Origin of the sequence: Pseudomonas sp. H3(2019) (assembly GCF_007713465.1) — a bacterium.
In the GTDB taxonomy this organism is placed as follows: domain Bacteria; phylum Pseudomonadota; class Gammaproteobacteria; order Pseudomonadales; family Pseudomonadaceae; genus Aquipseudomonas.
This window is the reverse complement of the sequence record NZ_VMSG01000029.1, coordinates 23821-50427: the sequence shown is the minus strand read 5'-3', so window position 1 is coordinate 50427 and position 26607 is coordinate 23821. Positions and strand designations below refer to the sequence as shown.

The 26607-nt window shown below is 58.8% G+C and carries 27 protein-coding genes and 1 pseudogene; 14 read left to right on the top strand and 14 right to left on the bottom strand.

From position 1 onward, the window contains the following. Positions 1–68 precede the first annotated feature (68 nt). Positions 69–1058, bottom strand: a complete 990-nt coding sequence (locus FPT12_RS23915; protein ID WP_178098873.1) for a LysR family transcriptional regulator — start codon at positions 1056–1058, stop codon at positions 69–71. 105 nt (positions 1059–1163) lie between these two features. Between FPT12_RS23915 and FPT12_RS23910 the strand changes: the two genes are divergently transcribed. Together FPT12_RS23910 and FPT12_RS23905 are read left to right on the top strand one after the other, a co-directional pair. Beyond that, positions 1164–2333, top strand: a complete 1170-nt coding sequence (locus FPT12_RS23910; RefSeq protein ID WP_145020886.1) for a M20 aminoacylase family protein — start codon at positions 1164–1166, stop codon at positions 2331–2333. Positions 2334–2430: 97 nt separating this feature from the next. Further along, entirely contained in the window at positions 2431–3219 is a 789-nt protein-coding gene (locus FPT12_RS23905; protein ID WP_103316020.1) for an ABC transporter substrate-binding protein, read from the top strand. A 115-nt stretch (positions 3220–3334) separates the two neighbouring features. On the opposite strand, the gene FPT12_RS23900 is transcribed toward FPT12_RS23905, so the two are convergent. Further along, positions 3335–3613: a DUF3303 domain-containing protein gene (locus tag FPT12_RS23900; RefSeq protein WP_145020883.1), complete on the bottom strand. Its 279-nt coding sequence runs from the start codon at positions 3611–3613 to the stop codon at positions 3335–3337. A 238-nt stretch (positions 3614–3851) separates the two neighbouring features. Here FPT12_RS23900 and FPT12_RS23895 point away from each other — a divergent pair, with 238 nt between their 5' ends. Beyond that, complete coding sequence (locus FPT12_RS23895; RefSeq protein WP_145020880.1) at positions 3852–4193, top strand: DUF190 domain-containing protein; 342 nt, start codon at positions 3852–3854, stop codon at positions 4191–4193. Positions 4194–4343: 150 nt separating this feature from the next. Then, positions 4344–5255 carry a pyridoxal-phosphate dependent enzyme gene (locus tag FPT12_RS23890; RefSeq protein WP_145020877.1) on the top strand — a complete coding sequence of 304 codons (912 nt, stop codon included), beginning with the start codon at positions 4344–4346 and terminating at the stop codon, positions 5253–5255. A 10-nt stretch (positions 5256–5265) separates the two neighbouring features. On the opposite strand, the gene FPT12_RS23885 is transcribed toward FPT12_RS23890, so the two are convergent. Beyond that, the gene (locus FPT12_RS23885; RefSeq protein WP_145020874.1) at positions 5266–5826 is read right to left on the bottom strand and encodes a histidine phosphatase family protein; all 561 of its coding nucleotides are present in this window, start codon (positions 5824–5826) and stop codon (positions 5266–5268) included. Positions 5827–5924: 98 nt separating this feature from the next. Beyond that, a complete protein-coding gene (gene ppnN / locus FPT12_RS23880) occupies positions 5925–7298 on the bottom strand; it encodes a nucleotide 5'-monophosphate nucleosidase PpnN (protein WP_145020871.1) in 1374 nt (457 codons plus the stop codon). A gap of 469 nt (positions 7299–7767) precedes the next feature. On the opposite strand from ppnN, the gene FPT12_RS23875 reads away from it, so the two are divergent. The 4 genes from FPT12_RS23875 to FPT12_RS28110 all read left to right on the top strand — a co-directional run bounded on the left by FPT12_RS23875 (position 7768) and on the right by FPT12_RS28110 (position 9823). Beyond that, the gene (locus FPT12_RS23875; RefSeq protein WP_145020868.1) at positions 7768–8361 is read left to right on the top strand and encodes a cytochrome b/b6 domain-containing protein; all 594 of its coding nucleotides are present in this window, start codon (positions 7768–7770) and stop codon (positions 8359–8361) included. A 30-nt stretch (positions 8362–8391) separates the two neighbouring features. Further along, positions 8392–9138, top strand: coding sequence for a molybdopterin-dependent oxidoreductase (locus FPT12_RS23870; protein WP_145020865.1), 747 nt, complete (start codon positions 8392–8394; stop codon positions 9136–9138). Positions 9139–9206: 68 nt separating this feature from the next. After that, a complete protein-coding gene (locus FPT12_RS23865; protein WP_145020862.1) occupies positions 9207–9506 on the top strand; it encodes a hypothetical protein in 300 nt (99 codons plus the stop codon). Between the two features lie 194 nt (positions 9507–9700). Continuing rightward, complete coding sequence (locus tag FPT12_RS28110; RefSeq protein ID WP_256676848.1) at positions 9701–9823, top strand: hypothetical protein; 123 nt, start codon at positions 9701–9703, stop codon at positions 9821–9823. A gap of 137 nt (positions 9824–9960) precedes the next feature. Here FPT12_RS28110 and FPT12_RS23860 read toward each other — a convergent pair whose 3' ends face one another. The 7 genes from FPT12_RS23860 to kdpF form a co-directional block, all read right to left on the bottom strand. After that, a complete protein-coding gene (locus FPT12_RS23860) occupies positions 9961–10290 on the bottom strand; it encodes a hypothetical protein (protein ID WP_145020859.1) in 330 nt (109 codons plus the stop codon). Between the two features lie 227 nt (positions 10291–10517). Next, a complete protein-coding gene (locus tag FPT12_RS23855) occupies positions 10518–11207 on the bottom strand; it encodes a response regulator (RefSeq protein WP_145020856.1) in 690 nt (229 codons plus the stop codon). Beyond that, positions 11204–13903, bottom strand: a complete 2700-nt coding sequence (kdpD, locus tag FPT12_RS23850) for a two-component system sensor histidine kinase KdpD (RefSeq protein ID WP_145020853.1) — start codon at positions 13901–13903, stop codon at positions 11204–11206. Before kdpD ends, FPT12_RS23855 begins: the two co-directional genes overlap by 4 nt. Before the next feature lie 22 nt (positions 13904–13925). Further along, entirely contained in the window at positions 13926–14498 is a 573-nt protein-coding gene (gene kdpC / locus FPT12_RS23845; protein WP_145020850.1) for a potassium-transporting ATPase subunit KdpC, read from the bottom strand. Between the two features lie 12 nt (positions 14499–14510). After that, a complete protein-coding gene (kdpB, locus tag FPT12_RS23840) occupies positions 14511–16589 on the bottom strand; it encodes a potassium-transporting ATPase subunit KdpB (RefSeq protein ID WP_145020848.1) in 2079 nt (692 codons plus the stop codon). Between the two features lie 10 nt (positions 16590–16599). Continuing rightward, positions 16600–18372, bottom strand: coding sequence for a potassium-transporting ATPase subunit KdpA (gene kdpA, locus FPT12_RS23835; protein ID WP_145020845.1), 1773 nt, complete (start codon positions 18370–18372; stop codon positions 16600–16602). Continuing rightward, positions 18369–18461 carry a K(+)-transporting ATPase subunit F gene (gene kdpF, locus FPT12_RS23830; RefSeq protein ID WP_019689681.1) on the bottom strand — a complete coding sequence of 31 codons (93 nt, stop codon included), beginning with the start codon at positions 18459–18461 and terminating at the stop codon, positions 18369–18371. The genes kdpA and kdpF overlap by 4 nt, the downstream gene beginning before the upstream one ends. Before the next feature lie 531 nt (positions 18462–18992). On the opposite strand from kdpF, the gene FPT12_RS23825 reads away from it, so the two are divergent. Next, complete coding sequence (locus FPT12_RS23825) at positions 18993–19265, top strand: hypothetical protein (protein ID WP_145020842.1); 273 nt, start codon at positions 18993–18995, stop codon at positions 19263–19265. Positions 19266–19553: 288 nt separating this feature from the next. Here FPT12_RS23825 and FPT12_RS23820 read toward each other — a convergent pair whose 3' ends face one another. After that, positions 19554–20825, bottom strand: coding sequence for an aspartate carbamoyltransferase (locus tag FPT12_RS23820; RefSeq protein WP_145020839.1), 1272 nt, complete (start codon positions 20823–20825; stop codon positions 19554–19556). Positions 20826–21543: 718 nt separating this feature from the next. On the opposite strand from FPT12_RS23820, the gene FPT12_RS23815 reads away from it, so the two are divergent. Next, positions 21544–22275: a polyphenol oxidase family protein gene (locus FPT12_RS23815; RefSeq protein WP_145020836.1), complete on the top strand. Its 732-nt coding sequence runs from the start codon at positions 21544–21546 to the stop codon at positions 22273–22275. Between the two features lie 226 nt (positions 22276–22501). Continuing rightward, a pseudogene (locus FPT12_RS23810) lies at positions 22502–22714 on the top strand (transposase domain-containing protein); the annotation flags it as partial. A gap of 131 nt (positions 22715–22845) precedes the next feature. On the opposite strand, the gene FPT12_RS23805 reads toward FPT12_RS23810, so the two are convergent. Then, complete coding sequence (locus FPT12_RS23805; RefSeq protein WP_145020833.1) at positions 22846–23235, bottom strand: MerR family transcriptional regulator; 390 nt, start codon at positions 23233–23235, stop codon at positions 22846–22848. Between the two features lie 74 nt (positions 23236–23309). On the opposite strand from FPT12_RS23805, the gene FPT12_RS23800 reads away from it, so the two are divergent. From FPT12_RS23800 to FPT12_RS23790, 3 genes are all read left to right on the top strand, one after another. Further along, complete coding sequence (locus tag FPT12_RS23800) at positions 23310–24380, top strand: SDR family oxidoreductase (protein WP_145020831.1); 1071 nt, start codon at positions 23310–23312, stop codon at positions 24378–24380. Positions 24381–24558: 178 nt separating this feature from the next. Next, positions 24559–25458: a DMT family transporter gene (locus FPT12_RS23795; protein ID WP_145020827.1), complete on the top strand. Its 900-nt coding sequence runs from the start codon at positions 24559–24561 to the stop codon at positions 25456–25458. Between the two features lie 251 nt (positions 25459–25709). Continuing rightward, positions 25710–26138, top strand: a complete 429-nt coding sequence (locus FPT12_RS23790; protein WP_256676847.1) for a hypothetical protein — start codon at positions 25710–25712, stop codon at positions 26136–26138. Positions 26139–26258: 120 nt separating this feature from the next. On the opposite strand, the gene FPT12_RS23785 is transcribed toward FPT12_RS23790, so the two are convergent. Then, a complete protein-coding gene (locus FPT12_RS23785) occupies positions 26259–26558 on the bottom strand; it encodes a hypothetical protein (RefSeq protein WP_145020821.1) in 300 nt (99 codons plus the stop codon). Positions 26559–26607 lie beyond the last annotated feature (49 nt).

The following is a 26607-nucleotide window of genomic DNA, read 5'->3' as shown; positions in this document are numbered from 1 at the left end:
TCCTAGAGAGGGCAAACTTTCGACCTGTTCCCACATGGATAAATTTTTTGACAGGGTTGTTTCTGATCTCAAACCAGCAACCGCAGCGTATCAAACAGCTGCCGGTCTTCTTTCTTGGCCGAGCGCGCATGGCGCCGAATAACCTGTAGCAGGCAATCGGTGAAGCAAAGCGCCGGATTGCTCAGCGAGCCGTTGCGGCGAGTAACGATGCTCAGTTGTCTCGGTTCGAACTGCTCGGTCAGGTTTACGGACACCAATCGGCCGAGGAAGGGTGAGGCGGTGCTCAGGATGGTCGGGCCCCAGGTACACATGTCGGCCTGTTCCAGCATCATTTGCAGAATCGCCAGTGAATGGGCGCGCACGATGCGTTGTTCATCGATCTGCGCGTTGTGCCTCCAGAACAGCTCCTGCATCAGCGCATCGTGGCCGTCTGGCGCGTAGTTCAGGGTCCAGTCCTGGTCCAGCAGCTCGTGAATCGATCGTGCGTTCTGGCGTGGATGACCCTGGCGAACCAGCACCGAAGTCTGGTATTCGAGCAGGGTTTCGCAGGCAAATTCCGCGGTCGCTTGTGCTGGATGAAGCTGGCCGATGGCGAAATCCATGCTGCCGTCACGCAGCAGCGGCTGGGCCACCGCCATCAGGCTTTCGAACAACTCCAGATGAATCTCAGGCATGCGTGCCCGAAAAGCCAGGACCACTTCGGGCAGGAAGGTTAACGCGACCCAGGGCGTGACCCCGACGCAAAGTCGCCCCTGAGCCTTGCCGCGCAAGTGATCAAGCTCGGTCTGCGCATGTTCCAGTTGCTTGAGCACCAGCCGGGCGTGCATCAGCAGCACCTTGCCGAACTCGGTGAAGTTCAGGCCGCTGGGGGTTCTGACGAACAGCGGCAACTGTTGTTCGGTTTCCAGCTCGCGCAGGGCTTTGGTCACCGCGGCCTGGGAGATGTCCAGCGAACGCGCAGCGGCGCGGATGCTGCCGGTCTCGGCGCTGGCAATCAGGGCTTGTAATTGATGCAGTTTCATCTGCTCACCTGGGCGACAACTGTTGGTTGTCATCATAACCAAACTGAGCCTCCCCAGCCTACGGCCCATTCCCTAAGATCGACCCGACAGCGCCCACGTTGAATCGCCGGCAGCTGAATATTCTTATCGAGGAGCACACCCATGAATGCTGGCCACGTCCTGCCGGGAATCGCGGCGCTGCAGGATGAAATGATCGCCCTGCGTCAGCGTATTCACGCGCACCCCGAGCTTGGCTTTGAAGAGTTCACCACCAGTGAACTGGTGGCCGAGTGCTTGACGCAGTGGGGGTATGACGTCAGCTCCGGCGTGGGCAAGACCGGCGTGGTCGGGACCCTGAAAAATGGCGAGGGCCGATCCCTCGGGCTGCGGGCTGACATGGATGCGCTGCCGATTCAGGAAGCCACCGGGTTGCCTTATGCCAGCCGGATCGACGGCGTGATGCATGCCTGTGGCCACGACGGTCATACGGCAACCTTGCTCGCGGCGGCTAAATACCTGGCGCAAACGCGGGATTTCAACGGCACGTTAAATCTGGTGTTCCAGCCGGCCGAAGAAGGGCTGGGCGGTGCGAAGAAAATGCTCGAGGACGGGCTGTTCGAACGTTTCCCGTGTGATGCGATATTTGCCCTGCACAACATTCCGGGCTATCCCGCCGGGCAGTTGGGGTTTTACAGCGGGCCGTTCATGGCCTCTGCCGATACGGTCACGATCAAAATCATCGGCACCGGTGGCCATGGCGCGGTGCCGCACAAGGCAGTCGACCCGGTGGTGGTCTGCGCGTCGATCGTGATCGCCCTGCAAAGCATCGTCTCGCGCAACGTCAATCCGCAGGAAACGGCGATCATCACGGTCGGTTCGATTCATGCCGGGAGCGTTTCGAATGTGATTCCCGCGTCCGCGGAAATGATCCTGAGCGTACGCGCCTTGACGCCTGAGGTTCGCCAATTGCTCGAACGCAGGATTACCGATCTGGTCAACGGCCAGGCTGCGAGTTTCGGCGCGCAGGCCGAGATCGATTATTACCGTTGCCACCCGGTGCTGATCAACGATCCGGAGCAAACCGAGTTCGCCCGGCAGATTGCACGGGAGTGGTTGGGAGAAGAGCAACTGATCGAAGACCTGCGGCCTTTCACCGCCAGCGAAGATTTTGCGTTCATCCTGGAACAGTGCCCCGGCAGTTATCTGGTGATCGGCAATGGCCAGGGCGATGGCAGCTGTTTGCTGCACAATCCCGGTTACGACTTCAATGATGCCTGCCTGCCAATCGGCGCGAGCTATTGGGTGAAGTTGGCCGAGGGTTTTCTGCGTTGAGGCGCACGGCTTTTGAACATCAATATTTTTGAGCATCACGGTTGTAAAAAAAAACGGTCGGTAACCCGACTCGGCGAACCCCTGGAGGACAATAACAATGAATAAGATGATCGCGGCGGTTTCACTGGTTTTCATGACGGCATCCGGCCTGGCCGGTGCGGCCGACTGGTCCGGCAAAGTGTTGAGACTGGGTATTGACCCGACGTATCCACCGCTGGAATACAAAAACCAGGATGGCACGCTGACCGGTTTTGGCGTCGACATCGCCGACGCGCTGTGTGCAGAGTTACACGCTAAATGCGTCTGGGTTGAAAGCAGCTGGGACGGGATGATTCCAGGGCTGCTGGCGCGCAAGTTCGACGCTATCGCGTCATCGATGACCGTCACCCCCAAGCGCCAGGAGCAGATTGCGTTTAGCGACAAGGTATCCAACGCGCCGGCACGCTTGGTCATCAAGCGCGGATCGGACCTGCAGCCGACCGTCGAGTCGCTCAAAGGCAAACGCATCGGCGTGGAGCAGGGCTCGACCCAGGAGGCTTTTGCGAAAGCCGTCTGGGGCAAGCAGGGGGTAGAGATTCTTTCTTACCAGAATCAGGACCAGGTCTACGCCGACCTCGTGGTCGGGCGCCTCGATGCATCGTTGCAGGGCTCGATTCAGGCCAGCTACGGGTTTCTGAATAAACCGGTGGGCAAGGACTACGAGTTTGCCGGCGGCACCCTGGACAACCCGGACTTCTTCGGCGTCGGTGACGGCATTGGCGTGCGCAAGAGTGACGTTGAACTGCGTGAAGACCTGAACAAGGCCCTGGCAACCATTCTTGCCAACGGCACGTACGCGAAGATCAACAAAAAGTACTTCGACTTCGATATCTACGGCGCGAAGTAAACCCCGCTCGATATGTTCCGTAGCAGCTGTCGAGCTCGCGAGGCTGCATTTTTGATCGTTCCCATGCTCTGCGTGGGAACGATCAATGGATCTGCGTCTTTGCAGGCGCCGACGTTTACTTGCCAAGCGCCGCTGCCAGCAACGGCGCCGCTTGTTCATCCGTCAACGCAGGGTGAATCTCCATGGCCAGCAGGTCGCTCCATTCGAGCACCCATTTCTGTATCAGTGTGATATCACTGGCCTCTGCAACACCAAAACCGGTCATGCGTCCTACGGCATGCCAGCGTCCCAGCATGGTGACGCCTGCGGGTGGGGCTCCGCCTGTTTTGAGAAAACGTTCGATCGCGCTATTACGACGTTCCGGAGTGATTGACCAACTGACGATGTAGAGCATTTGCCACCTCCTGTCAGGGGTTGGCACCGGTTTTTCTCTGCGCGCACGAGGTGGGTGCCGCGACCCTGGCCACGCATCGGTTTGCAGCTTGTCCGTTGGCTGGCTTGATCGACAGCTCCCATGAGAAGGCATAGCAGCCCCCCGAACGCGGCGTATGACCGCTGATCTTCTTTCCCACCGCTAGAGCAAATCCCAGGTTTATGTTGAGTGATTGAAGCCATATGAGAGGAGATCCGCCATGCAAGGTTTTCTGGTGATTTTCTTTACTCAGCAGAACCGCCGTCATCACGGAAAAATGCTCGGTGACTGGCTCATTGATCTCGCAAAGGAAATGGGCCTGCACGGGGCCACGCTGGCAACCGGTATCGAAGGCTTCGGGCATTCCGGGAAACTGCATTCCGCGCATTTTTTCGAGATGGGCGATCAGCCCGCGGAGATTCGCCTGGCGATTACCGAAGAAGAGTGCACTCGCCTGTTCGAGCGGCTCGAGGCCGAAGACATTGCCTTGTTTTACATCAAGGCGCCGGTTGAATTTGGAATCGTGGGCAAAAGGGTCGAGCAGTCCGGCCACCCGGTTTGATCGTGCTGGCCCAGCCAGTCGGGCGCCGACGTCTAAACTCAGGTGGACAGCCCGGTCCAGGAGGGGGCATGGCTCGACTGTGTCTTTGCCTGTTCGAATCAGCTACGGTGTCGGGTTTCCATTCATCCGATTTTTATCAGGACGCCTGTGATGCTGCATATCAGAACACCCTTGATACTCCATCCGGGGCTCTCGACGCCAAGCCGGCGCATCTGGCTCAAGCTGGAAAACCTGCAACCCAGCGGTTCATTCAAGCTGCGCGGCATGGGCCTGCTCTGTACCCGCGCGGCCGAGCAGGGCATGAAAAAAGTGGTCTGCCCGTCCGGCGGCAATGCCGGTTATGCGACGGCAGTCGCCGCCGCGGCGTTGGGGCTGGAAGCGAGCATTATCGTGCCGCACACCACCCCGGAAAGCACCCGGGCGCGAATTGCCAAAACCGGGGCGCAAGTGATCGTGCACGGTCAGGTGTGGGACGAGGCCAACCAGTTGGCACTGGAACTCGCCAACGAGCCTGATACCGAATACGTGCCGGCGTTCGACCATCCGACGCTGTGGGAAGGGCACAGTACGATGATCGATGAAATTCTGCAGGACTGCCCTCAGGTCGACACGATCGTGGCGTCGGTGGGCGGGGGTGGTTTGCTGGCCGGGATCCTCACCGGACTGGAACGCCACGCCCGGCTGGATTGCCGGATCATCGCCTGCGAAACCGAAGGCGCAGCGTCATTCGACGCCGCGGTCAAGGCCGGGCATCCGGTCAAACTCTCCGAAATCAGCAGCATTGCCAGCTCACTCGGGGCGCTGCAGGTTGCTCAATGGCCGGTTGAGCACATCCAGCACTTCCCGCACACGTGTGTCGTGCTGACGGATGCCGAGGCCATCATGGGCGTCGTTCGTTATGCCGATGACCTGCGTCAACTGGTGGAGCCAGCGTGCGGTGTCTCGCTGGCCGTTGCGTATCTGGATCACCCGGCGATTGCCGAAGCCCATGATGTGGTAATCATCGTGTGTGGTGGGATCAGTATCAGTGCGCAGAAGGTTGCCGGCTGGCAGAACCTTTGACGACACGGGTTCAGGCTGGCGTCAGGCGCAGTCGCCAACGGCCGTTGTAGCGTAGTTCGACGGCGGCCAGCGGTTCGACGTCTATCGTGTTGAACAGCGCGGGCGGGCATTGCATCACGTGCATCAGTGCGGCACGAATCACGAACGGGTGAGTGACGGCAAGGAGGTGCCCGGGTTGACTGACCAGGGTCTCCAGCCAGGCAGCGGTCCGCTCGCAGAGTTGGGCCACCGATTCACCGCCATGCGCAGCACTGGCGCTGTCGCTCAACCAGGCATGCAGCAGCTCGGGTTCGTCTCGTTGCAGGTCATTGATCCGCAGCCCCTTCCAGCGACCCAAATCACAATCGCGCAGGGCCGAGACAATTTCCATGTCCGCGCCAAACAGGGCGGCGGTCTCTCGGGTCCGGGCTTCTGGTGCGCTGAGCAGGCGTGGCGCTCGTTTGAAACGCTTGGCCAATGAACCTTTTTCGTTCTGCCAGTCCATTTCCACTGATTCATCCTCGGCAAAGCGTGCCAGTTTCTGGGCCGCTGTCCGGGCGTGACAGATCAGGGTCAAACGGGTGGTCTGCACAGGAAGTCACTCTGGCTGGGTTGGGCGAAAGCGTATCGAGAAGAGGGAAGAAAGGCCCGGAACCGAATGGTTCCGAGCCTGTCGACGCGCGGGTGTTTTTAGCTGATGACCTGATAGCAGGGCACATACTCTGCGCCACCGGGCAGTTTCATCCGGTGTTGCGCGACAAACGCTTTCAGCAGTTTGTCCAGGGGCTGCATGACCGCCGCGTCGCCGTGGATCTTGTAAGGACCGTGTTTCTCGATCAGGCGGATGCCCTTGTCCTTTACATTGCCGGCAACGATGCCGGAAAACGCTCGGCGCAGGTTCGCCGCCAGTTCATGAGGCGGCAGGTCATGACGCAGTTGCAAGCCGGCCATGTTTTCGTGGGTTGGATCGAACGGGCGCTGGAAGCCTTCGTCGATCTTCAGCAGCCAGTTGAAATGGAACGCATCGTTGCGCTCGCGGCGGAACTGTTTGACCGTCTTGAGCCCGGCAGTCATTTGCCGGGCCACCTCGGCCGGGTCGTCGATGATCATCTCGTAGTGACTTTGCGCGTCTTTGCCCAGTGTGGCGCCGATAAACGCGTGCAGTTGCTGCAAGTACGGTTCCGCGCTCTTCGGTCCGGTCAGAATCACCGGGAAAGGCACGTCGCGGTTGTCCGGGTGCATCAGGATCCCGAGCAGGTAGAGGAACTCTTCGGCAGTACCGGCGCCGCCCGGGAAAATGATGATGCCGTGGCCGACGCGGACGAAGGCTTCCAGGCGCTTCTCGATGTCCGGCAGGATCACCAGTTCATTGACGATCGGGTTCGGTGCTTCGGCCGCAATAATCCCGGGCTCCGTCAGCCCCAGGTAGCGGCCGTGGGTGATCCGTTGTTTGGCGTGGGAAATGGTTGCGCCCTTCATCGGGCCTTTCATCACCCCAGGCCCGCAGCCGGTGCAGACATCCAGACTGCGCAAGCCGAGTTCGTGGCCGACTTTCTTGGTGTACTGATATTCCTCGGTGCTGATCGAGTGACCGCCCCAGCACACGACGATCTTCGGCTCTACGCCGGGGCGCAAGGTGCGGGCGTTGCGCAGCAGGTGGAAAACGTAGTCGCTGATGCCTTGGGATGAGCTCAGGTCGATGCGCTGGCTGTCCAGCTCGTTCTCGGTATAAACGATGTCGCGCAGGGCGCTGAACAGCATCTCGCGGGTGCTGGCGATCATTTCGCCATCGACGAAGGCGTCTGCGGGCGCGTTGAGCAATTCCAGGCGTACACCGCGATCTTGCTGATGAATGCGAATCTCGAAGTCCCGATAGGCTTCCAGAATGGTCTTGGCATTGTCGACATGGGCGCCGGTATTGAGGATGGCCAGGGCGCACTGGCGGAAAAGAGAGTAGATGCTGCCTGATCCGGCGGCGCTCAGTTGCTGAACTTCGCGTTGGGACAGCGTCTCCAGGCTGCCTTTTGGGCTCACCGAAGCATTGATAACTTGTCTTGCGGTCATTCGATATTCCCTGAGAACGATGTTATCGAGCCCGACAGGCTCAGTAGCATCAGGATAGTCAGTGCCAGAGCGATCGTGCTGCTTTCATCTTCTCCGGCGACCGGGCATGAATGCAAACATCATGGCCGATGCGAGCCGGAGGGTTCGTTTCATGATGAACCGGACGGCCATGAAACAGGATTCCTGGCGGGGGGGCAATTGCGTTTTTTTCTGCTGCGGGCGGGCGCTCGCGCCAAACCGGCTGAATGAGCGGCCCTGCGGGGTCAGGCTGCGTTCATTTGCGCAGAGTGCCCAGGCTAATAATGTAAAACGGTGTCTATAAGTCGCTGCTAGTCTTGGTAGATGCGTCGCCAGGGCGGCGCTGTTTTCGACTCCATTGGAGTTGCCGGTTAACCATGGGGGATTGAGCCAACACACGTCGTGCTGGTCGGAGGGATTTTACCGGCGCGTTGCCGGCAGGGCAGGCATCATGAGTAGTTCGCAAACTATTCACCCGATCTGGCTACGGCTGACCCACTGGATCAACGTCATCGCCGTGGTCATCCTGGTGATGAGCGGCTGGCGCATCTATAACGCCTCGCCGATTTTCTCCTTTCAGATCCCCGCCAGTATCACCTTGGGCGGTTGGTTGGCGGGTGCGCTGCTTTGGCACTTTGCGGCGATGTGGATACTGTTTATCAACGGTATTGTCTACCTGCTGCTGAATATCTTTTCCGGGCGCATCGTCTACAAGTTCTTCCCCATACGGCCCCGCGAAGTCCTGCATGATTTCCTCGCGGCTCTCAGAGGCAAGCTCGCCCATGCGGACTTGCGGCACTACAACACCCTGCAAAAGCTCGCCTACCTGTTTGCCGTGCTCGATCTCGTTGTGCTGGTGCTGTCGGGCCTGGTGATCTGGAAGTCAGTGCAGTTTCCGTTACTGAGGGAGCTGATGGGTGGTTACGACTCGGCGCGCATCGTGCATTTTGTCTGCATGGCGTTGCTGGTCGCCTTTACCGTGGTGCATCTGGTGATGGTGGCCCTTGTGCCACGCACCCTGATTGCCATGCTGCGTGGGCGCTAACACATGAACAGAACGACTGGAAAAGACCGGATGGATGACCCCGCCATCATCAAATCGGTGGCGCAGGAACTTGATTTACCCGCACGCAGGCAATTTCTTCGGCATGCCTGGACGCTGGGTGGAATTGCCTTGCTGACAGGTTGTCGCCTGGACGACAGCAACTCAGTGGAGTCCATGCTGAAAAGGGTCTCGCGCTTCAATGACAAGGTTCAGGCGGCGCTGTTCGATCCGGGCAGACTGGCACCGACCTACCCCGAGTCGATGATGACGCGCCCGTTCCCGTTCAATGCCTATTACGACCGCAACGGCATTCCGGACATCGAGGAAGATGAGTTCACACTCACGGTTGGCGGTCTGGTCCAGGATAAACACAGCTGGACCCTGGCCGAATTGAACCAGTTGCCGCGCACCACTCAGGTCACACGGCTGATTTGCGTGGAGGGCTGGAGTGCCATCGGCAAATGGGGTGGCGTGACCTTTTCGACTTTTCTGCAACGTGTGGGCGCCGACACCCGTGCCAAATATGTCGGACTCAAATGTGCTGATGACTATTACACCAGCATCGACATGCCGACGGCCTTGCATGCGCAAACGCTGCTGGCCCTGAGCTATGACGATCAGGTATTGCCGCCGGAGTACGGCTACCCCCTGCGACTGCGCATGCCGACAAAGCTGGGCTTCAAGAACCCCAAACATGTGGTGGAGATTTTCGTGACCAACGATTACCCCGGTGGTTATTGGGAGGATCAGGGTTACAACTGGTTCAGTGGCAGTTGAGCAATCGGCTGTTCTGAAACGCGGCGCATTGCCGCTGTCCTTAACGCGAACTGCACAGGAGTAGTGACATGAAAAAGCTGATTGCTGCGGCGATTGCTGCCGTAGTCCTGGTGGTAGCCGCCCCGTTGTTTGCGGCTGAAGCGAATACGAATGACATGTCCAAGGATCAGATGGACAAGGGCACGATGAAAAACGACGAAATGAAAAGTAATGCCACGAAGACCACCAAGCACCACTACAAGACCAAGGGCGAGAAGACCAAGAGTGCCACCATGAAAAAAGACAGCATGGAGAAAGGTGGCGAGATGAAGAGCGAGGGCATGGAGAAAAAGAGCGATATGGGCACTGACACCATGAAGAAATATTAAGGCGTCCATTCGCGCCGCCGTGGCGCCCGATACGTCGGTGCGGGCGGACGCTCGCACCCAACCGGCTGAATGGCGGTGTGCCGATGACGTGTCGCGTCGCCAGTGCCGTTGATCACAGGGAGGCCGTCCTGTTGAACTGATCCGTATTTTCCCAGGCTATCTGCTTCTGTAATGAATCCAGCCCGAGCCTCACAATGACGCTGCAACCACAGACGGGTAATTTTGGAGGCCGAATGCTGAAGATGGCGATTTTTCTGGGTGGATTTCTGGCATTGACCATCGTGATCGGTGCGCTTGCCACCATCTCTCCGATGTAACCAAAAGAACAAAGCGCCGCGTTTTTCCGGATCCTCCCGAGCTTGTGTACGTGGCGCTTTTCGAACATTGCCGGCACAGCCTTTGTTGCGACCTCTAGTACCGGGTGTTACGGCGTGAGTGTCCAGTTGCAGGCCGGTCAGGTGACGGTGGGGATGTAGTCGATGTACGCCAATCGCTCGCCATTGTGATACACGTCAACCGCGGTGTAGTGGGGCGCGCTGGGGGGCATTACCCGGTCGTACCTGGCCTGTGCACTGCACAATATTTGTGGCCAGACTCCAGGCCGTTGAAACAAGTGCAGATCCAGCATGAGGATTGACGGATTAAAGCCTTGCGGGGCTCGCATGGTCAGATAGACCTCGACTCCCGGATTGGCAACTTCAACATCGCCTACCACGTGGAAGTCATCCGGTTTGGGTGGCATCGCGTTCAGCCATGCATGCCAGTTTTTGCTGCTAGTGGTCATTTTTCTATTCCTTGAGAAATGAAACCCGAAGCTTGAAGTACTGCCGTTCCGTATGGCGCTTCGTATGCCATCGAATGAAATGCCCGTTGTTCGATCGAGCGTGAAAGGTCTCCTGTCTAAAGGTGTAGACGAGGAAAGAGCGCTGCCGCTTCAGCCTGGACGAACGGTAGTCACGGGGTCTCGGGGCATGAAGCCTGCATTCGAATTCAACGCATGCCGCATAGGGTTCAAGGAATGAAGCGGTAACCCACACCGGTTTCGGTCACGAGATGGCGTGGCTGCGACGGGTCTGCTTCGATTTTCTTGCGCAGGCCGCCCATGAACACCCGAAGGTACGGCGTGTCGGTAGTGTGCGAGGGGCCCCACACGGCTTTGAGCAGTTGCAGGTGCGTCAGGACCCGATCCGGGTGCGAGCACAGATGAACCAGCAAACGGTATTCCAGCGGCGTCAGGTGCAAAGGCGCGCCGGCGCGCTCCACGACGCGTCGATCCAGATCAATTTGAATGTCGGAGAAGGCCAGAATCGCGCGGTTTTCGGCATCTTTCACGCGTCTGCGTAACAGGGCGCGGACGCGCGCGAGCAGTTCTCCGGTGCCGAAAGGTTTTACCAGATAGTCGTCGGCCCCGGTGTCCAGGGCCAGGATCTTGTCGGATTCGGCGCCACGGGCCGACAAGACAATGATCGGCACCTCTGACCAGGTGCGCAGATCCCGTATGAGGTCAACGCCGTCACCGTCAGGCAGGCCAAGATCCAGCACGATCAGGTCCGGCCGGCGCGTTCCCGCGTCGATCAGGCCGCGCTGAAAGTTCTCGGCTTCATGCACTTCCAGACCATCGGCTTGCAGGGCCATCCGTACAAAACGGCGAATGTCCTTTTCGTCCTCAACCAGCAGAACACGCAGCACCGGTTCGCTCATGATGGATCCTCGTCAGCCTGCTGTGAAAATGCTTCGATGTTCGGCGGCTCTTCACGGGGCAGACGCAAGGTGAAGCGCGCACCGCCTTCCTGACGGGTAACACCGAGCATGGTTCCGCCATGCGCCTGGGCAATCGCCCGGCAGATGGCCAGGCCCAGACCGACGCCGGGAATCGAACTTTCCTTTTTGCCGCGCATGAACTTGTTGAAGATCGCCTCTTCGTGACCGAGGGGCAATCCCGGCCCCTCATCGGCGACCCACAACTCGATGTTCTCGGGCGTGGCGCTGGCGCCCAGACTGATCGGGGTGCCGGGCGGGGTGTATTTGACGGCGTTTTCGATCAGGTTGATGAGGATGCGCTCGATCAGCACCGCATCGATGCGCACCGGTGGCAAGTCCTCCTCGAGTGCAACCTGCACCGAACGCTCTCCCAGAATCGGATGAATAGCTCTCAGGGCGCTGCCCACCACGTCTTCGATGGGTTGCCACTGACGATTCAACACCACCTTGCCGGACTCGAGGCGAGCCATGTCCAGCAGGTTGTTGACCAGCGTGTTCATGCGCAGCGCGGATTCACCCACCGCGGTGGCGATCTCGGCGGCGTCTCCGGTCAGGGGCGGCCTGGTCAGCTTGAGCGCTTCGGCGAGCCCGACCATGACCGACAGCGGGGTGCGCAAATCGTGGGAGATGGCCGAGAGCAGCGAGTTACGCAACCGCTCGGACTCCATCTGAACCGTCGTGTCCTGGGCCACATGGATGTAGTGAATCCGTTCGAGCGAGATGGCCAGCAATGATGCGCAGGTGTCGAGCAGGCGACGCTGTTCCGGCACCGCCAGCCGGGTCGAGTCGCGCGGTTGCACGGCCAGGACCCCGCGCACCCGCATGGGTGCCGACAAGGGCAGATAGAGCGTGGAGCTGGAGGGCAGGGTGTCGGTGCCGTAGCCGGCCGGTTCGGTTTTGTCGAACGACCACTGGGCAATGGCAGCGTCGACTTGCGGTGCGTCCCCCGTGACCATGGGCGCCAGCAGTTTATTGTTGTCGTCAGCGACCAGCAGTGCCGACCGGGCGCCAAATTCGGCGGCCAGGAACTGCGCACCGATTTGCGCGACCTGCTCGGTCAGCAGTGCGGCGGACAGCAGGCGCGACATGTCGTACAGCCCGCGCATGCGGTCTTCGCGCCGTTGCGCCACCCGCGCCTGATAGGTCAGGCTGGCGGTCATTTGCCCGATCACCAGGGCGACCACCAGCATGACGCTAAAGGTCACCAGATACTGGATATCGGCGATAGCGAATGAAAAACGCGGCGCCACAAAGAAAAAGTCGAAGGCGCCGACCGAGACAAAGGCCGCCATGATGGCCGGGCCACGGCCAAAGCGCACCGCAACGGCGACGACCGCCAGCAGGAACAGCATGACGATATTGGCCTGTTCCAGCACCTGGAACAGCGGCATGGCCAGCAGGGTCGTCACCGCACAGATCGCGACGCTCCAGAGATAGGGGCGCCAGGTGATCGGGCTGTCGCTGGCGGTGGAGGTCGTCTCGGCTTGTGGGCGGCGACTCTCCGGCAGCGAGATTTGAATCACGTCAAGATCGGTGCCCAGCACACCAATCCGATCGGCAAGCACCCGCCGCCAGAGTCGTTGGCGCGGACGTTCATCACGGCCCAGCACGACCTTCGAAAGGTTGTGCTGCCGTGCGTACTTGACCAGCGTTTCGGCAATGTCCTGGCCCGCCAGGGTCGAGATTTGCGCGCCCATGTCCTGAGCCAGTTTCAGGGTTGCCAGCACGCGACGCCGCTTGACCTCGGGCAGGCGCTGCAAGGCCGGGGTTTCGACATACACGGCGTGCCACGGCACGTTGAGCTGAGCGGCCAGGCGCGCCGTCGAGCGTACGGTTTTTTCGGCCTGATCGTGGGGGCCAACGCAGGCAAGCAACGACTCGCGGGTGCCCCACACCGGTTTCACCGCGCCGCTCTGGCGATACTGCAACATCTCGCTGTCGACCCGGTCGGCGGTGCGGCGCAGTGCCAGTTCGCGCAGGGCGATCAGGTTGCCCTTGCGGAAGAAGTTCTGCACCGCGCGCTCGGCCTGTTGCGCCATGTAGACCTTGCCTTCCTTCAAACGCTGCAACAGATCGTCGGGTGGCAAGTCGACGATGACCACTTCGTCGGCGTTGTCGAAAACATGGTCGGGCACAGTCTCCCAGACACGAATGCCGGTGATGCCGCCGACAATGTCGTTCAGGCTTTCGAGGTGCTGAACGTTCATCGTCGACCAGACGTCGATACCGGCGCTGAGCAGTTCTTCTACGTCTTGCCAGCGCTTTGGGTGCCGGGAGCCTGCGATATTGGAGTGAGCCAGTTCGTCGATCAGGATCAAGCCCGGTTTACGCGCGAGCGCGGCGTCCAGGTCGAATTCGGTCAGCGTCCGGTTTTTGTCGATGACCTGCTTGAGCGGCAGGTGTTCAAGGCCCTCTGTCAGGGCCTGGGTTTCGGCGCGGCCGTGGGTCTCGACCACGCCGATCAGCACATCGATGTTTTGCAGCTTCGCAGTCTGGGCCGCCGCGAGCATCGCGTAGGTCTTGCCGACACCGGCACTGGCGCCGAAAAAAATCTTCAGCCGACCGCGTTTGGCCTGCGCTTCTTCTTCGCGAATCCGGGCCAGTAGCTGGTCCGGATCAGGACGTTCATCGGCCATCAAACCCACCCTGTGTTAGCGCTCAATGTGCGGCGTCGAGTGCCAGGTTCAGTTCCAGAACGTTGACCCGAGGCTCGCCGAGAAACCCGAGCAGCGTGCCTTCGGCGTGTTGGTTGATCAGCTCGCGAACCTTGTCGACGGGCAGATTGCGCACCCGCGAAACCCGGCCCGCCTGGTACAGCGCCGCGGCAATGCTGATATGCGGATCAAGGCCACTGGCGGAACTGTAGACCAGGTCGGCGGGCACCGTAGCGGTGTTGCCCGGATCGGCAGCGTGCAACGCGTCGATGCGGCCTTTCATCGCATCCGCCAGTGCCGGGTTCAGCGGACCGAGGTTCGAGCCGCCCGAGGCCAGCGGGTTGTAGGGCATGGGGCTGGTGGCGGAAGGGCGGCTCCAGAAATACTTCGGATCACTGAAGCCCTGACCGATCAGCCGCGAGCCCACAGTTTTGCCGTCTCTTTCGATCAGGCTACCCGCCGCCTGATGGGGAAAGACCAGCCTGGCGATTCCGGTGGTGACCAGTGGATAGGCCAGGCCGGTAAGCAGTGACAGTGCAATCAGCAGGGTCAACGCCGGACGCAGCAGAGATAACATAGCCATACTCCCTCAAGTCAGACCGACAGCGGATAACGCCATGTCGATCACTTTTATGCCAATGAATGGAACGATTACCCCACCCAACCCGTAGATCAACAGGTTGCGGCGCAGCAGCAGCGCTGCACCGACCGGGCGGTACTTCACGCCTCGAAGCGCCAGGGGAATCAGGAAAATGATAATCAGCGCGTTGAAAATCACCGCCGACAGCACCGCCGAATTCGGGCTCGTCAGGCCCATGATGTTCAGTGCCGCGAGCTGTGGGTAGGTGCTGACAAAGGCCGCGGGCACGATCGCGAAGTACTTGGCGATGTCGTTGGCAATCGAGAACGTGGTCAGCGAACCCCGGGTCATCAGCATCTGTTTGCCGGTTTCCACCACCTCGATCAACTTGGTCGGGTTGCTGTCGAGGTCGACCATGTTGCCGGCTTCCTTGGCCGCCTGAGTCCCGGAGTTCATCGCCACGGCGACATCCGCCTGCGCCAGTGCCGGGGCATCGTTGGTGCCGTCACCGGTCATGGCCACCAGCCGGCCTTCGGCCTGATAGCTACGGATCAGTTCGAGCTTTTGTTCGGGTGTGGCTTCCGCGAGAAAGTCATCGACACCGGCCTCGGCGGCGATGGCGGCAGCGGTGATCCGGTTGTCCCCCGTCACCATCACGGTCTTGATCCCCATGCGCCGCAGCTCGGCGAAGCGCTCTTTGATGCCGCCCTTGACGATGTCCTTGAGTTCGATGACGCCCAGCACCCTGGCCCCATCGGCGACCACCAGCGGCGTACTGCCGCGCTGAGCCACTTGTTCGACGATGGTTTGCACCGCTTCCGGAAAGTGTCCGCCCAGGCTGTGGACATGCTTGAGGATCGCCTCACCGGCGCCCTTGCGCAGTTGCCGGTCATCCATGTCGACGCCGCTCATGCGGGTCTGCGCCGAAAAGTGTACGAAGTGTGCATGCAGCGCCGTGATGTCGCGTTCGCGCAGGTTGAACCGTTGTTTGGCCAGGACCACGATGCTGCGCCCTTCAGGCGTTTCGTCGGCCAGTGACGCAAGCTGTGCGATATCCGCCAGCTCCGACTCCTTGATGCCCGGCGCCGGCAAGAACGCCGAGGCGTGGCGGTTGCCCAGGGTGATGGTCCCGGTCTTGTCGAGCAGCAACACATCCACATCACCGGCGGCCTCCACGGCCCGGCCGGAAGTGGCGATCACGTTGGCTTCCATCATGCGGCTCATGCCCGCCACACCCACCGCCGACAGCAGCCCGGCGATGGTCGTGGGAATCAGGCACACCAACAACGAGATGAGCACGGTGATCGAGACCGGCGAACCGGATTTGGCTGCTGCGACTCCAAACAGGGAGTAGGGCAGGAGTGTCACCGTCACGCCGAGGAACACGATGGTCAGTGCGACCAGCAGGATCGACAGGGCGATTTCATTCGGGGTCTTTTGCCGTTTGGCGTTCTCGACCATCGCAATCATGCGGTCGACGAAGGTTTCGCCGGGGTTGGTGGTCACGCGGACGACGATCCAGTCCGACAGCACCCGCGTACCGCCGGTCACCGACGAGAAGTCGCCGCCAGACTCGCGAATCACCGGGGCCGATTCGCCGGTAATCGCCGACTCATCCACCGAGGCCGCGCCTTCGATCACTTCGCCGTCGGCGGGGATCACCGAGTCCGCGAGGTCGCCGGCTTCAACCACCACCACATCGCCTTTGCACAGGTCGCTCGACTGAGCCAACTGCCACTCGGCGCCGTAGTGCGGTTCGCGCAGTTTCTTCGCCCAGGTTTGCTTTTTAAGGTCCCGCAGGGAGGCCGCCTGGGCCTTGCTGCGGCCTTCGGCGAGCGCTTCGGCAAAGTTGGCGAACAGCACGGTAAACCACAGCCACAAGGCAATCGCGAGGATGAACCCGCTGCTGGCTTCACCCTTGCCGCCGAGGGCTTGCGCCCAGAGGGCGGTGGTGATGATCGCGCCGATGTAGACGACGAACATCACCGGGTTGCGCCACTGGATTCGTGGGCTGAGTTTGCGTACAGACTCGACCATGGCCGGACTTATCAGTTTCGGGTCGAACAAGGAGAACGCTTTACGTGTCATGTTCGTGGTCTCACTTGATCATCATGAGGTGTTCGACGACGGGGCCCAGTGCGAGCGCCGGTACGTAGTTCAGCAAGCCGACCAGCAACACCGTGCCCATCAGCAGTACAACGAACAGCATCCCGTGGGTCGGCATCGTGCCGCCGGTGACGGCCAGGCGTTTCTTCGCGGCCAGGCTGCCAGCGACGGCGAGCACCGGTACGATCACGCCAAAGCGCCCAAACCAACAGGCGATGGCCAGCATGATGTTGTAGAACGGGGTATTGGCCGACAGACCCGCGAAGGCGCTGCCATTGTTGTTGGCGGCCGAGGTGAAGGCGTAGAGGATTTCCGAGAAACCATGGGCGCCAGGGTTGGCGATTCCCAGCTTGCCGGCCTCGGCCATGACCGCGATGGCGGTCCCGAACAGCACCAGCAGCGGCGTCACCAGAATCGCAATGGCGACCATCTTCATCTCGAAGGCTTCGATCTTCTTGCCCAGGTATTCAGGCGTGCGCCCGATCATCAGACCGGCGATAAACACCGCGAGAATGGCGAATACCAGCATGCCGTACAGACCGGAACCGGTGCCGCCGAACACCACTTCACCGAGTTGCATCAGCACCAGCGGCACCGCACCGCCCAGTGGGGTGAACGAGTCGTGCATCGCGTTGACCGCACCGCATGAAGCCGCCGTGGTCACCGCTGCAAACAGGCTGGAGGCGCTGATACCGAAGCGCAGTTCCTTGCCCTCCATGTTGCCCGCCGCTGTGTCGATACCCAGCGCTGAGAACTGCGGATTGCCGAGCTGTTCATAATGGGTGACGGCCACCACCGCGATCACGAAGATGATCGTCATCGTCGCCAGCAGCGCCCAGCCCTGGCGTATGTCACCGACGACATGACCGAACACGAAACACAGCGCGGTCGGGATCAGGAAGATCGCGAGCAACTGGAAGAAGTTGGTGATGGCGGTTGGGTTCTCGTAGGGGTGCGACGAGTTGGCGTTGAAGAAACCGCCGCCATTGGTGCCGAGCATCTTGATCGCTTCTTGCGAGGCCACTGGCCCCATGGCAATCGTCTGCTTGTCGGTGCTGGCGGCCTTGGTCACCGGATTGCCCTGGGCATCGAGGGTCGGCTGGCCGGCGTCATTGAGCACCGGGTTCTGGTACTGCATGACCTCCAGTGTCGAGACGTCTTTATACGGGTCAAGGTTCTGAATCACACCCTGACTGACGAAGAACAACGCGAGTATCAGTGACAGTGGCAGCAGCACCCACAAGGTGACGCGGGTGAGGTCGGTCCAGGCGTTGCCGATGCTGTCCGCGCTGTGGCGTGCGAACCCGCGGATCAGCGCCACCGCCACCACGATGCCGGTGGCGGCGGAGAGGAAGTTCTGCACCGTCAGCGCGAGCATCTGCGTCAGGTAACTCATCGTCGACTCGCCGCTATAGGCTTGCCAGTTGGTGTTGGTCACGAAGCTGAAAGCGGTGTTGAACGAGGAGTCGGGAGTGACGGCCGCAAACCCCTGCGGGTTGAACGGCAGTACGCCTTGCAACCGTTGCAAGGCATAAACGACCAGAACCCCCAACGCATTGAACAGAATCAATGCGAGCGCGTACTGGAGCCACCCCATCTGCGTTTCAGGCTTGACGCCCGCCAGGCGATACAGCGGCGACTCGATGCGTGAACCGAAGGCAAATCGGCCCTCCATCACCGTGGTCAGCCAACGCCCAAGGGGCCAGGCCAGAATGCCCAGCGCCAGCAGAAAGGCGCCGAGTAAAATCCAGGCTTGAATAGTCACAGGAAGTCCTCCGGAAACAGCAGCGCGGCGACGAGGTAAACCAGCAAGCCGGCCGCAATGAGGCCGCCGAAAAGGTAGAAACCGGTCATGACCGCCTCCTGTTGAGCGCCGCGCAGCCGTAAGTCAGACCGACCAGAATGATGAGAAACAGTGCACCGAGTAGCAGATAGAAGAAGTCCATGGCGTTTCCTCCGGGAATGAGGAAAGCCTAAATGGACGCTTGGAAAGTTGTTGACAGGATTAGGGGCAGGGAAATAAAGATTTGATAAAGATGCTGGTCGGGTACAACGAGGTGTTTAAAGGTTCGGGAGCGTATCAATACAGGTCCTACTTAAACCCAAGAATCCGTCACCTTGCCCCTAGATTGGATGCAGCTTATAGTCCGCTCCGTCGCCCATATGGCGACTGGGTTTGGCGACCTGACTAATGAGTGCGAGAGCTGACTGCTTATTTGCAGGCACCTCCGCATCTGCTATGCCGCTTTCTATGGCGGCTGTGCGCGGGAGACCTTCGGGTCTGCCGGTTACTCGTTTCCGGTTCGCCAACCTGCGTACAGCTGCCACCTATTCGTTTGGCGACGATTTGTTGGCAGCCTCAACAATCTAAACGAGGCTTTAACTATGGAAAGATACATACCCCTCACCGGAATCGATCTGATCCCGGCCTCCCTGCTCATCGACACCCAAGCCCCACTCGACGTGCTGCAAGCCACTGCTGATTATCGAATCCGCACCGTCACTCAGGTGCTGGAAAACATCGCCTTTCGTGCTGATATCGAGAGCGATACGGTGGTGCTCGCCGACTTCGCCAAACTGCTGGCCATTCCGTTGCGTGATGGGTGTGATTTGATGGATGTGATTGGTAGACGTTTGCGGGAGGAGGCGGCGGGGTGAATGAAGGTGGGTGCTTTGAAGGCGTGATGCCTGTCTGTTAAGCGTTTAAAAGATTGCGGCCTGCGGCAAGCTCCGGATTTACGTACGGGCTCGACTGCTCGGCGTGGGAGTCTGCTTTGGGCTGCGATTTTGGCTATTCTGCATGCACCGATGACTGCTATCGGCCAAGAGTAGATATACGCGAACTTGGAGCCGCCGCCAGGCTGCAATGGCGCGGAGCGCGCCCCGGACTCTGAAGGGGCTGCGAACCTTTTCGCCGCTTGCGGCAGCTCCTGCACTGCTTGCAGGTCATTGGTCGCGATAGGGTACTTCTTCCTCCGGCCCTAGGTACACCGGCACCCGCCACCCCACCTCGCGCAATGAGTGCTGGACCTGATCCTGAACGCCCAGCAGTGTGGCAAAGATGGCCATGCGTACGGCAATACCGTTATCCGTCTGTTTGAAGATGGCCAGTCGTGAGTCGAAGTTCAGGTCGACACTCAGGTCATTGGCGCCCGGGCGCGAGTCCCGTGGCAGCGGATGCATGATCAGGGTGTGGGCCCCGCAGGTGGCGTTAACCAAGGCCTGGTTGATCTGGAAGTCAGTGCTGTAGGCCTCCAGAGTCTCCTGCTGGGAAAAGCGCTCTTTCTGGATGCGGGTGGCGTAGACCACATCAGCGCCCTTCAACCCACCGGGCAGGTCGTCGGTCTGTTCGATGTGATGACTGTTGCGCGCAAGGTACTCCACCAGATGCTCGGGCAACATCAGCGACGGCGGCGAGATCAATGTGATCCTCAAGTTACGGTACAACGCCAGTAGTTTGCTCAGCGAGTGCACGGTGCGGCCGTATTTGAGGTCACCGACAAAGGCGATATGGGCGCCATCAATCAGCTTGTCCAGGCGCGAAAATTCGCGCTGGATAGTGTACAGATCGAGCAATGCCTGGCTGGGGTGCTCACCTGGCCCGTCACCGGCATTGATCACCGGCACGTGGGTGGCACGGGCAAACTCGGCCACCGCCCCCTGCTCCGGGTGGCGCACGACAATGGCATCGGCGTAGCCGCTGATGACCCGACTGGTGTCATGGATCGACTCGCCCTTGGCCATCGAGGAAAAGGTGAAGCCGGTGGTGTCGCACACCGACCCACCCAGCCGGGCGAAGGCCGAGCTGAAACTCAGGCGTGTGCGGGTGCTGGCCTCGAAAAACAGATTGGCCAGCACCGCGCCTTCCAGCACGCGCGTGGTTTTTTGCCGCCGTGCAACCGGCTGCATGATATCGGCGACACGCAACAGCGCCTCTACCGAATCGCGGGTATAGCTGTCCACCGACAACAGGTGCTGACCCGATTCACTGTTACCAGTCGGATGGCTGTATACATCCTGCGTATCGATCGATGCCCTTTTGAGAATTTCAAGGACAAACCGCTGGGCAATCTCTGGCATCTTGCGCATCTCCGGCGACTCGTCTGGCAGCAGCCAGCTGTCCAGCGCTCGCCGTGAAACGCCAATGCGCTGGGCGAGCGCGTCACGGGTGAAGTTCAGACGACGCATGGCATCGCGCAGGAAGACTTGTTGGGGCATTAGGGATGACCTCGATCGATATATACACAGAGCGTATTGTCACCCACTAAATCATGCAGCTCAAGCGTGGGCCTTGAGCTAATCTCACAGGCCACGCCGGTAAGCAGGAGACTCTATGGTTAACCGCAACATTTGCGGTGAAGCTACCGGCCTCTTGCGAGCAAGGTCGTGCGCGACCTTGCTCGTGATGCAAGCGCCGTCGTGTGTCAGGCAAGACGACATTACGGCCAAGGCCGGTTCCTGCCATGTGAAGTTGAAGCGAACCGGAGAATTTCCTACAGGATGTGATCCCGATGTCGGCTTTGGGTCGATTCTGTTGAAAAAGTCGGTTTGCCCAAAATGCTCGAATATTGATGGGTGAAAACACCTCTTTTACACGCTGCTACGTAAAGTCCGAGTCCGGAAGCCTCTGCTGAAAGCAAGGACTTCAATCTCAGGCGCGTACTTTTCTGCCGTGGAAACCAAGCCGGACTTTTTCAACAGAATCGGTTGAAAGCGGCCGTCCACCTGGGTGAAATCAAGCTAGGCCCCAGCAAGCCTCATGATGGGCAATATAAAATCTTGTGACAGGCTGCTATCGGCTGTGGATTCAACCGGTCGAACCAAGCTGCTTCAGGCCGTGAGCGTAACCGTCCGGCACGGATCTCTGCGAGCTTGACCCATCCCTCACGCCGATGCTATGCCGATATCAGGGATTTCCATCGATAGGACCTGCTCTATGACCTACCTCTCTTCGTTGCTGCTCGATATCCCCGGTATAGATCATGGTTTCGAGACTTCTGGAAATTTAACGCTGCCGGAAGGAACACGTTACTGTGCTCAGGTTCACGGTACGCACATCATCGATGCTGACGTGGTAGGGCGGGATGAACGCCCTGTCGCCGATGCACTGTTCTCAAGAGGAGTCCGGGATACGGTAGCGGTCATCACTGCCGACTGCTTGCCGGTTCTGGTAGCGTCGGTTGATCAACCATTTGTAGCGGCAATCCATGCAGGATGGCAGGGTTTGAAAGCTGGCATCCTCGGTAATTCGATAAGCCGGTTAGAGAAAGAAGGTGCTTCTCTTGCTGGTTTGCGAATAGTGATAGGTCCCTCCATCGGACCCTGTTGTTATGAGGTGAACAGGAAGTTTGTCGAGGGTATTGAATATGCCGACAGCCATCTTTGGCAAAACGATTCTCCTCCGTGGACGGCCCACAGAGTGCCACCCGCGAGTGCGCCTTGGGTCGAACCTGATGTCACACATAATGAAGCCTGGTTCGATCTACGAAAATATGCGTTGCACCACTTGGTGGGGATTGGTGTGAGCCTTGAACAGGTCCAAGTGCTTGGACATTGTACTTATTGCCACAGCGCTGATCTGGGCAGCTACCGGCGAAGGAGCCATCGAGCAGAGCCTAAAACCTTCCAGTATTCTTGGATAAGACGTCAGGAGGATCCGATTTGCTGAAGGGCGGCACACATCAGCGGGCTGACAGAAGGCTTGAAGTGTGTCAGCGGACAGGGAACTGAATAGCTCCTGAATCTGTAGACTCAAATGACTAGCAGCTATGGGGCGGCTTCAGCCGGTCGCGACAGGCAGAAATCGGCCAATAGCTGCAAGTCACGAAAAGCTGCTTTCGACCCAAAGCAAACATCATGTGTCTAGCAAATCCGGAGCAATTCACTGATGTGGAAATCAAATCCGGCCATGGGCTTTCGGGCGTTCAAACTGTCTATTCGAGGGCTCCTTACGCAGCGGTACACGTGCGGCTGCGATTATGAGTTTGAACCAGTCGGCACGGCTTAACGGCCATGATCCGTATGCGTATTTAAAGGGCGTGCTCACGCGACTGCCGATGCAGCGGCCGAGCGAGATTATCGAATGGCTGCCGCATAGAGGGCGCCCGTTTAACCACGCAAGGTCTTTTGGGCGGACGCTGACTGTCCAGGGCCTGGCCACAAGGTTTGAGAAAATGCGTAAGCGATGGACTTGAAACTGGAAGCAGGCTGCAGCTTCCGTTTCCCAGATGCTGACAGTTCAGTTGGAAGCGTTGCTCAGCTGCTGAAGCTCAAGTTGCTTGGCAGCACTGGCTTCGAGGTTTGCACGCTCTTCATCCAGATACCGATAAATGCTTTGGAAGTTGGCGATTTTCTGTTTGATTTCTGCCATCTTCTTTTCAATTAGCTTAGCGCCGTCAGCACAATCGATCAGCTTGTTTCGCTGCGCATCCAGAATCTCGCCTATTTCCCCCAGGGAAAACCCCATGCTTTGCGCGCGCTGGATAAAGTCCAGATCCTGCAGAGTTTGCGCTGCGTAAACGCGATAGTTGTTAGTTTGCCGCAGCGATGAGATCAGGCCGATTTGCTCGTAGTAACGCAGCGTATGGCGGCTGGCGCCGCTGCGGGCCTCGAGTTCGCCGATTTTCATGAAAACACCGCTTGACTATAGAGTTGGGTCGATAGTTTACGCTTGATTTCTCACCTTAAACAAGGAACAGGGAAATGAGTGTGGAGTGCTTTGTCACGGGGGGTACCGGCTTCGTCGGTCAACATTTGGTGGCGTATCTGAGTGCAAAAGGTCACACCGTTCGGGTGTTGATGCGTCGCCCAGAGCGACTGGCTGCGCTGCGCGAGCAAGTCGATAATTTGGGAGGGTGCGCAACCCGGGTATTTGCCGTAGCTGGCGATCTGGAACGGGACAACCTCGGGCTGAGTCTTGCTGACCGAGAAGTGCTAAGGCACGCCAGAGTCGTATTCCACCTGGGCGTCCACTTCGCTTGGGGGCTTTCAGTGGAGCATTCTCGTGCGGTGAATGTGGAAGGGGCAACGCGTGTGGCGCTGTTGGCGGCTGAGCAAAAAAGCCGTTTAGTGATGATCGGCGGCTACATGCTGAAAAATCATGAACATCTGCAACGCATCGGAATTGATCCTCGTTATCCGGAGTTGACGAATTGGCCTGCCGTCTACCGACATGTCGGTGGTTACGAGGGGAGCAAGCTGGAGGCGCATTTTGCGACTCTGGAGGTCATGTCCGCCAAGGGCGGGGAGATTACCGTTGTCCACCCTGCGACGGTCTGTGGCCACAGCCGCACGGGGCATATCCTTGATGGTCAGCCGCTGGTGGAGCTGATACGCAACCTTGTGCAGGGAAAGCTGACTGCAGTGCCCGGTACCGCCGAGCACTGGCTGCCACTGGTCACCGTGGATTACCTGGTTGAGATAGTGGCGGTTTGTGCTTTTGATCCTGCCATGGTGGGCCAGGAACTGCTGGCGCTTGATGACCAAACTCCCAACTTGCGAGAACTCCTGGTACAGGTGGCACAACCTTTGGACTTAAAGTCCCCCAAGCATTACATTTCACTCCGATTGCTGAAGTTGCTACTGAGTATTCCTCCCGTCGCGTGGTTTTTGAATACAAAACCCGAAGCCTTGGACTTTATCCAGACCACTCGTTTTGATACAACGGCGGTCGAGCAATTTGCCAACAGGCATGGAATAGCCAAGCCGGATATACGTCAGTCTTTGCAGCACACTGCAACGTTCGCCAACTCATATTGCATAGCCAAGGGCTAGGTCCTCTGACTTCTCCCTTGGTGGCGACAAGAAGGCGAAAAGCATCCTACTGGGCGATCCAGCGCTCATGCCACACTAAATACTGGAGTGGGTGGGATCTTCGTATCCTCAAACTTCGGGCCGTCGATGTAGGGCGGCATTCTATCGAACGACAATTCAGCGACAGGGATCGTCATCAATGCAATCTACTTTCAGCAAAGGCGTCATATTTGCACTCTCCGCTGCGGCACTGAACGCAACGATCGGTGTACTCAGCAAAGTACTCATGAGTCATGGTTTCACCGCAAGCAGTGTCGCTGTCATCAAGACCGTACTGGGTTGCGTGCTTCTCTCGATCTTACTGTTTTTCCTCAAGCGCCCGGCGGCGTCGACTAAATGGACTCAGGCGGCTATTTGCGCATTCCTTGGCATCTTTGTGCTGTTCCATTTCGAAACGTCCGCCTATCGACACTACGCGGCGGCAGGTGTGGTGGTGGTGCTGATGGCCAGTGCCTCAATTTCCTCGATCATTCTGGGGCGCATTTTCCTCAAGGATGCCATCACCGCGAACGCTACCGTTGGCGCCGCACTGGCTATTGCTGGGATCTCGGTGATCTTCGGCGGCGACCTGCAGCAGGGCTTTACCCTGCAAGGTGCTGCGCTCGCCTCCATGGCCGGCTCCGGCTATGGGGCCTTTTCGGTTGCCATGAAGCGTATGGGTGTGTCGGGGGGGCTGCACTTCACCCGACAATTGTTGTTCTTTGGCAGCCTGTACCTGCTGATGCCGGCTGCGGCCGATGGTTTCGCGATGGGCGAGCTGTCGCCGCTGGCGATCGCCGCGCTGCTGGCGCTGGCCACGCTGCCGACAATCCTGGGCTTCTTCTGCACCACCAAGGCCATCGAGTATCTCAAGCCATCCCAAGTGCAAGCGCTGGAGCTGACCGAGCCACTATTCGCCGCGCTGCTGGCTTTTGTGGCGCTCAATGAAGTACCGCGCGAAAGCCTGTACGCGGGAGCGGCACTGATCATCATCGGCCTGTGTTTCTCCAATGAACTCATCCGCTTGGGCAGCAAAGCATCCGTCCCTTCGACCGAGTGAGCTATTTTCGGATCCTGATTACTTTAGCAATCAGTGGTTTTTGAGTGTTTTGAGCGACTGACTGCTTTTGGCCGATTTCTGCCTGTCGTAGCGGGCAGCAATCGGCCAGAAGCAGATGTTTAAAGCTGGGAAAATGAACTCGTCGAATTTCTTCCCGCTTTAAGAGTTTGCCGACGCGCTTTTACACAATCTGGGCTGGCAAGTAGAGTTGGGAAATCAACTCTCGTCCCTTTTTTATAAAGTAGGTGAAAATGGTGGCTCCCTTCGTTCTCCAGGACTTTGATGTTGGATGGGTCGCCACCGACGCCGTCGGGCAGGTTGCGCTCTTCACTACGGGTGGCCCGGGGCCGGTTCCTGATTCCGCGATGCCCTCCGTCGAAAACTCCGAAGAATTTGTCCTCTCATTGCCGGAGGTGTCCGATGTAGATCGGGCCGATGCCAAGGCTGGCGCAAACGCTTTCGTTGAATTTTCCAAACGTGGGTTATTTGCGTACGACTGGTCGGACGTTCATCGCGATTCACGCCAGGCCTTGAGGGGGTATGAGCTGCAATGCCGCCCACTGAATCCACTGACACTTTTCGATTTGCCTGCCCCTTTACGGGCATTAGCTGAGGCTACCCGGCTATCTGAAGTAACCTTCGGAGCATCCATCATAGTGATAGGTGATCAGGTTTCTTAGCCTTCATTCGGCGATTCGGGGCCGCTTGTTTGGGCCGGAAGCTTTCAGTTGCGTACCGCAGCTCCCGGCCAATAGCTGCGCTTCGCGATTGACGACTTTCGACCCAAAGCGGTCAACTCACTAAACGCATGTTCCACCGACAAAGAATGGGATTCGCTGAGTTTCCGCCTCGCTCATTACTCGCCAATCATTTGGCAAAATACCGTACTCGAACTCGGCGCTTTCCAGTGCCTCATCCAATCCAAGCATCAAGTGGTCGCCTTCAATTTGGAGTTCTCCGTAGTCCTTAAAGCGTATCTCCAGATACACCAGGTCATCGTCTTCGGCCTTCAGGCCGAAAAGCACGATAGCGGTAACGTCAGGTCGGAAATTGCTGATTTTCCTTACATAAGCAAATAGGTGACTTGTGTGCTGGGGCATGGCGTCGGCCGTATCTATTGATGGTGGGTTACTGCATTTTATATGACTG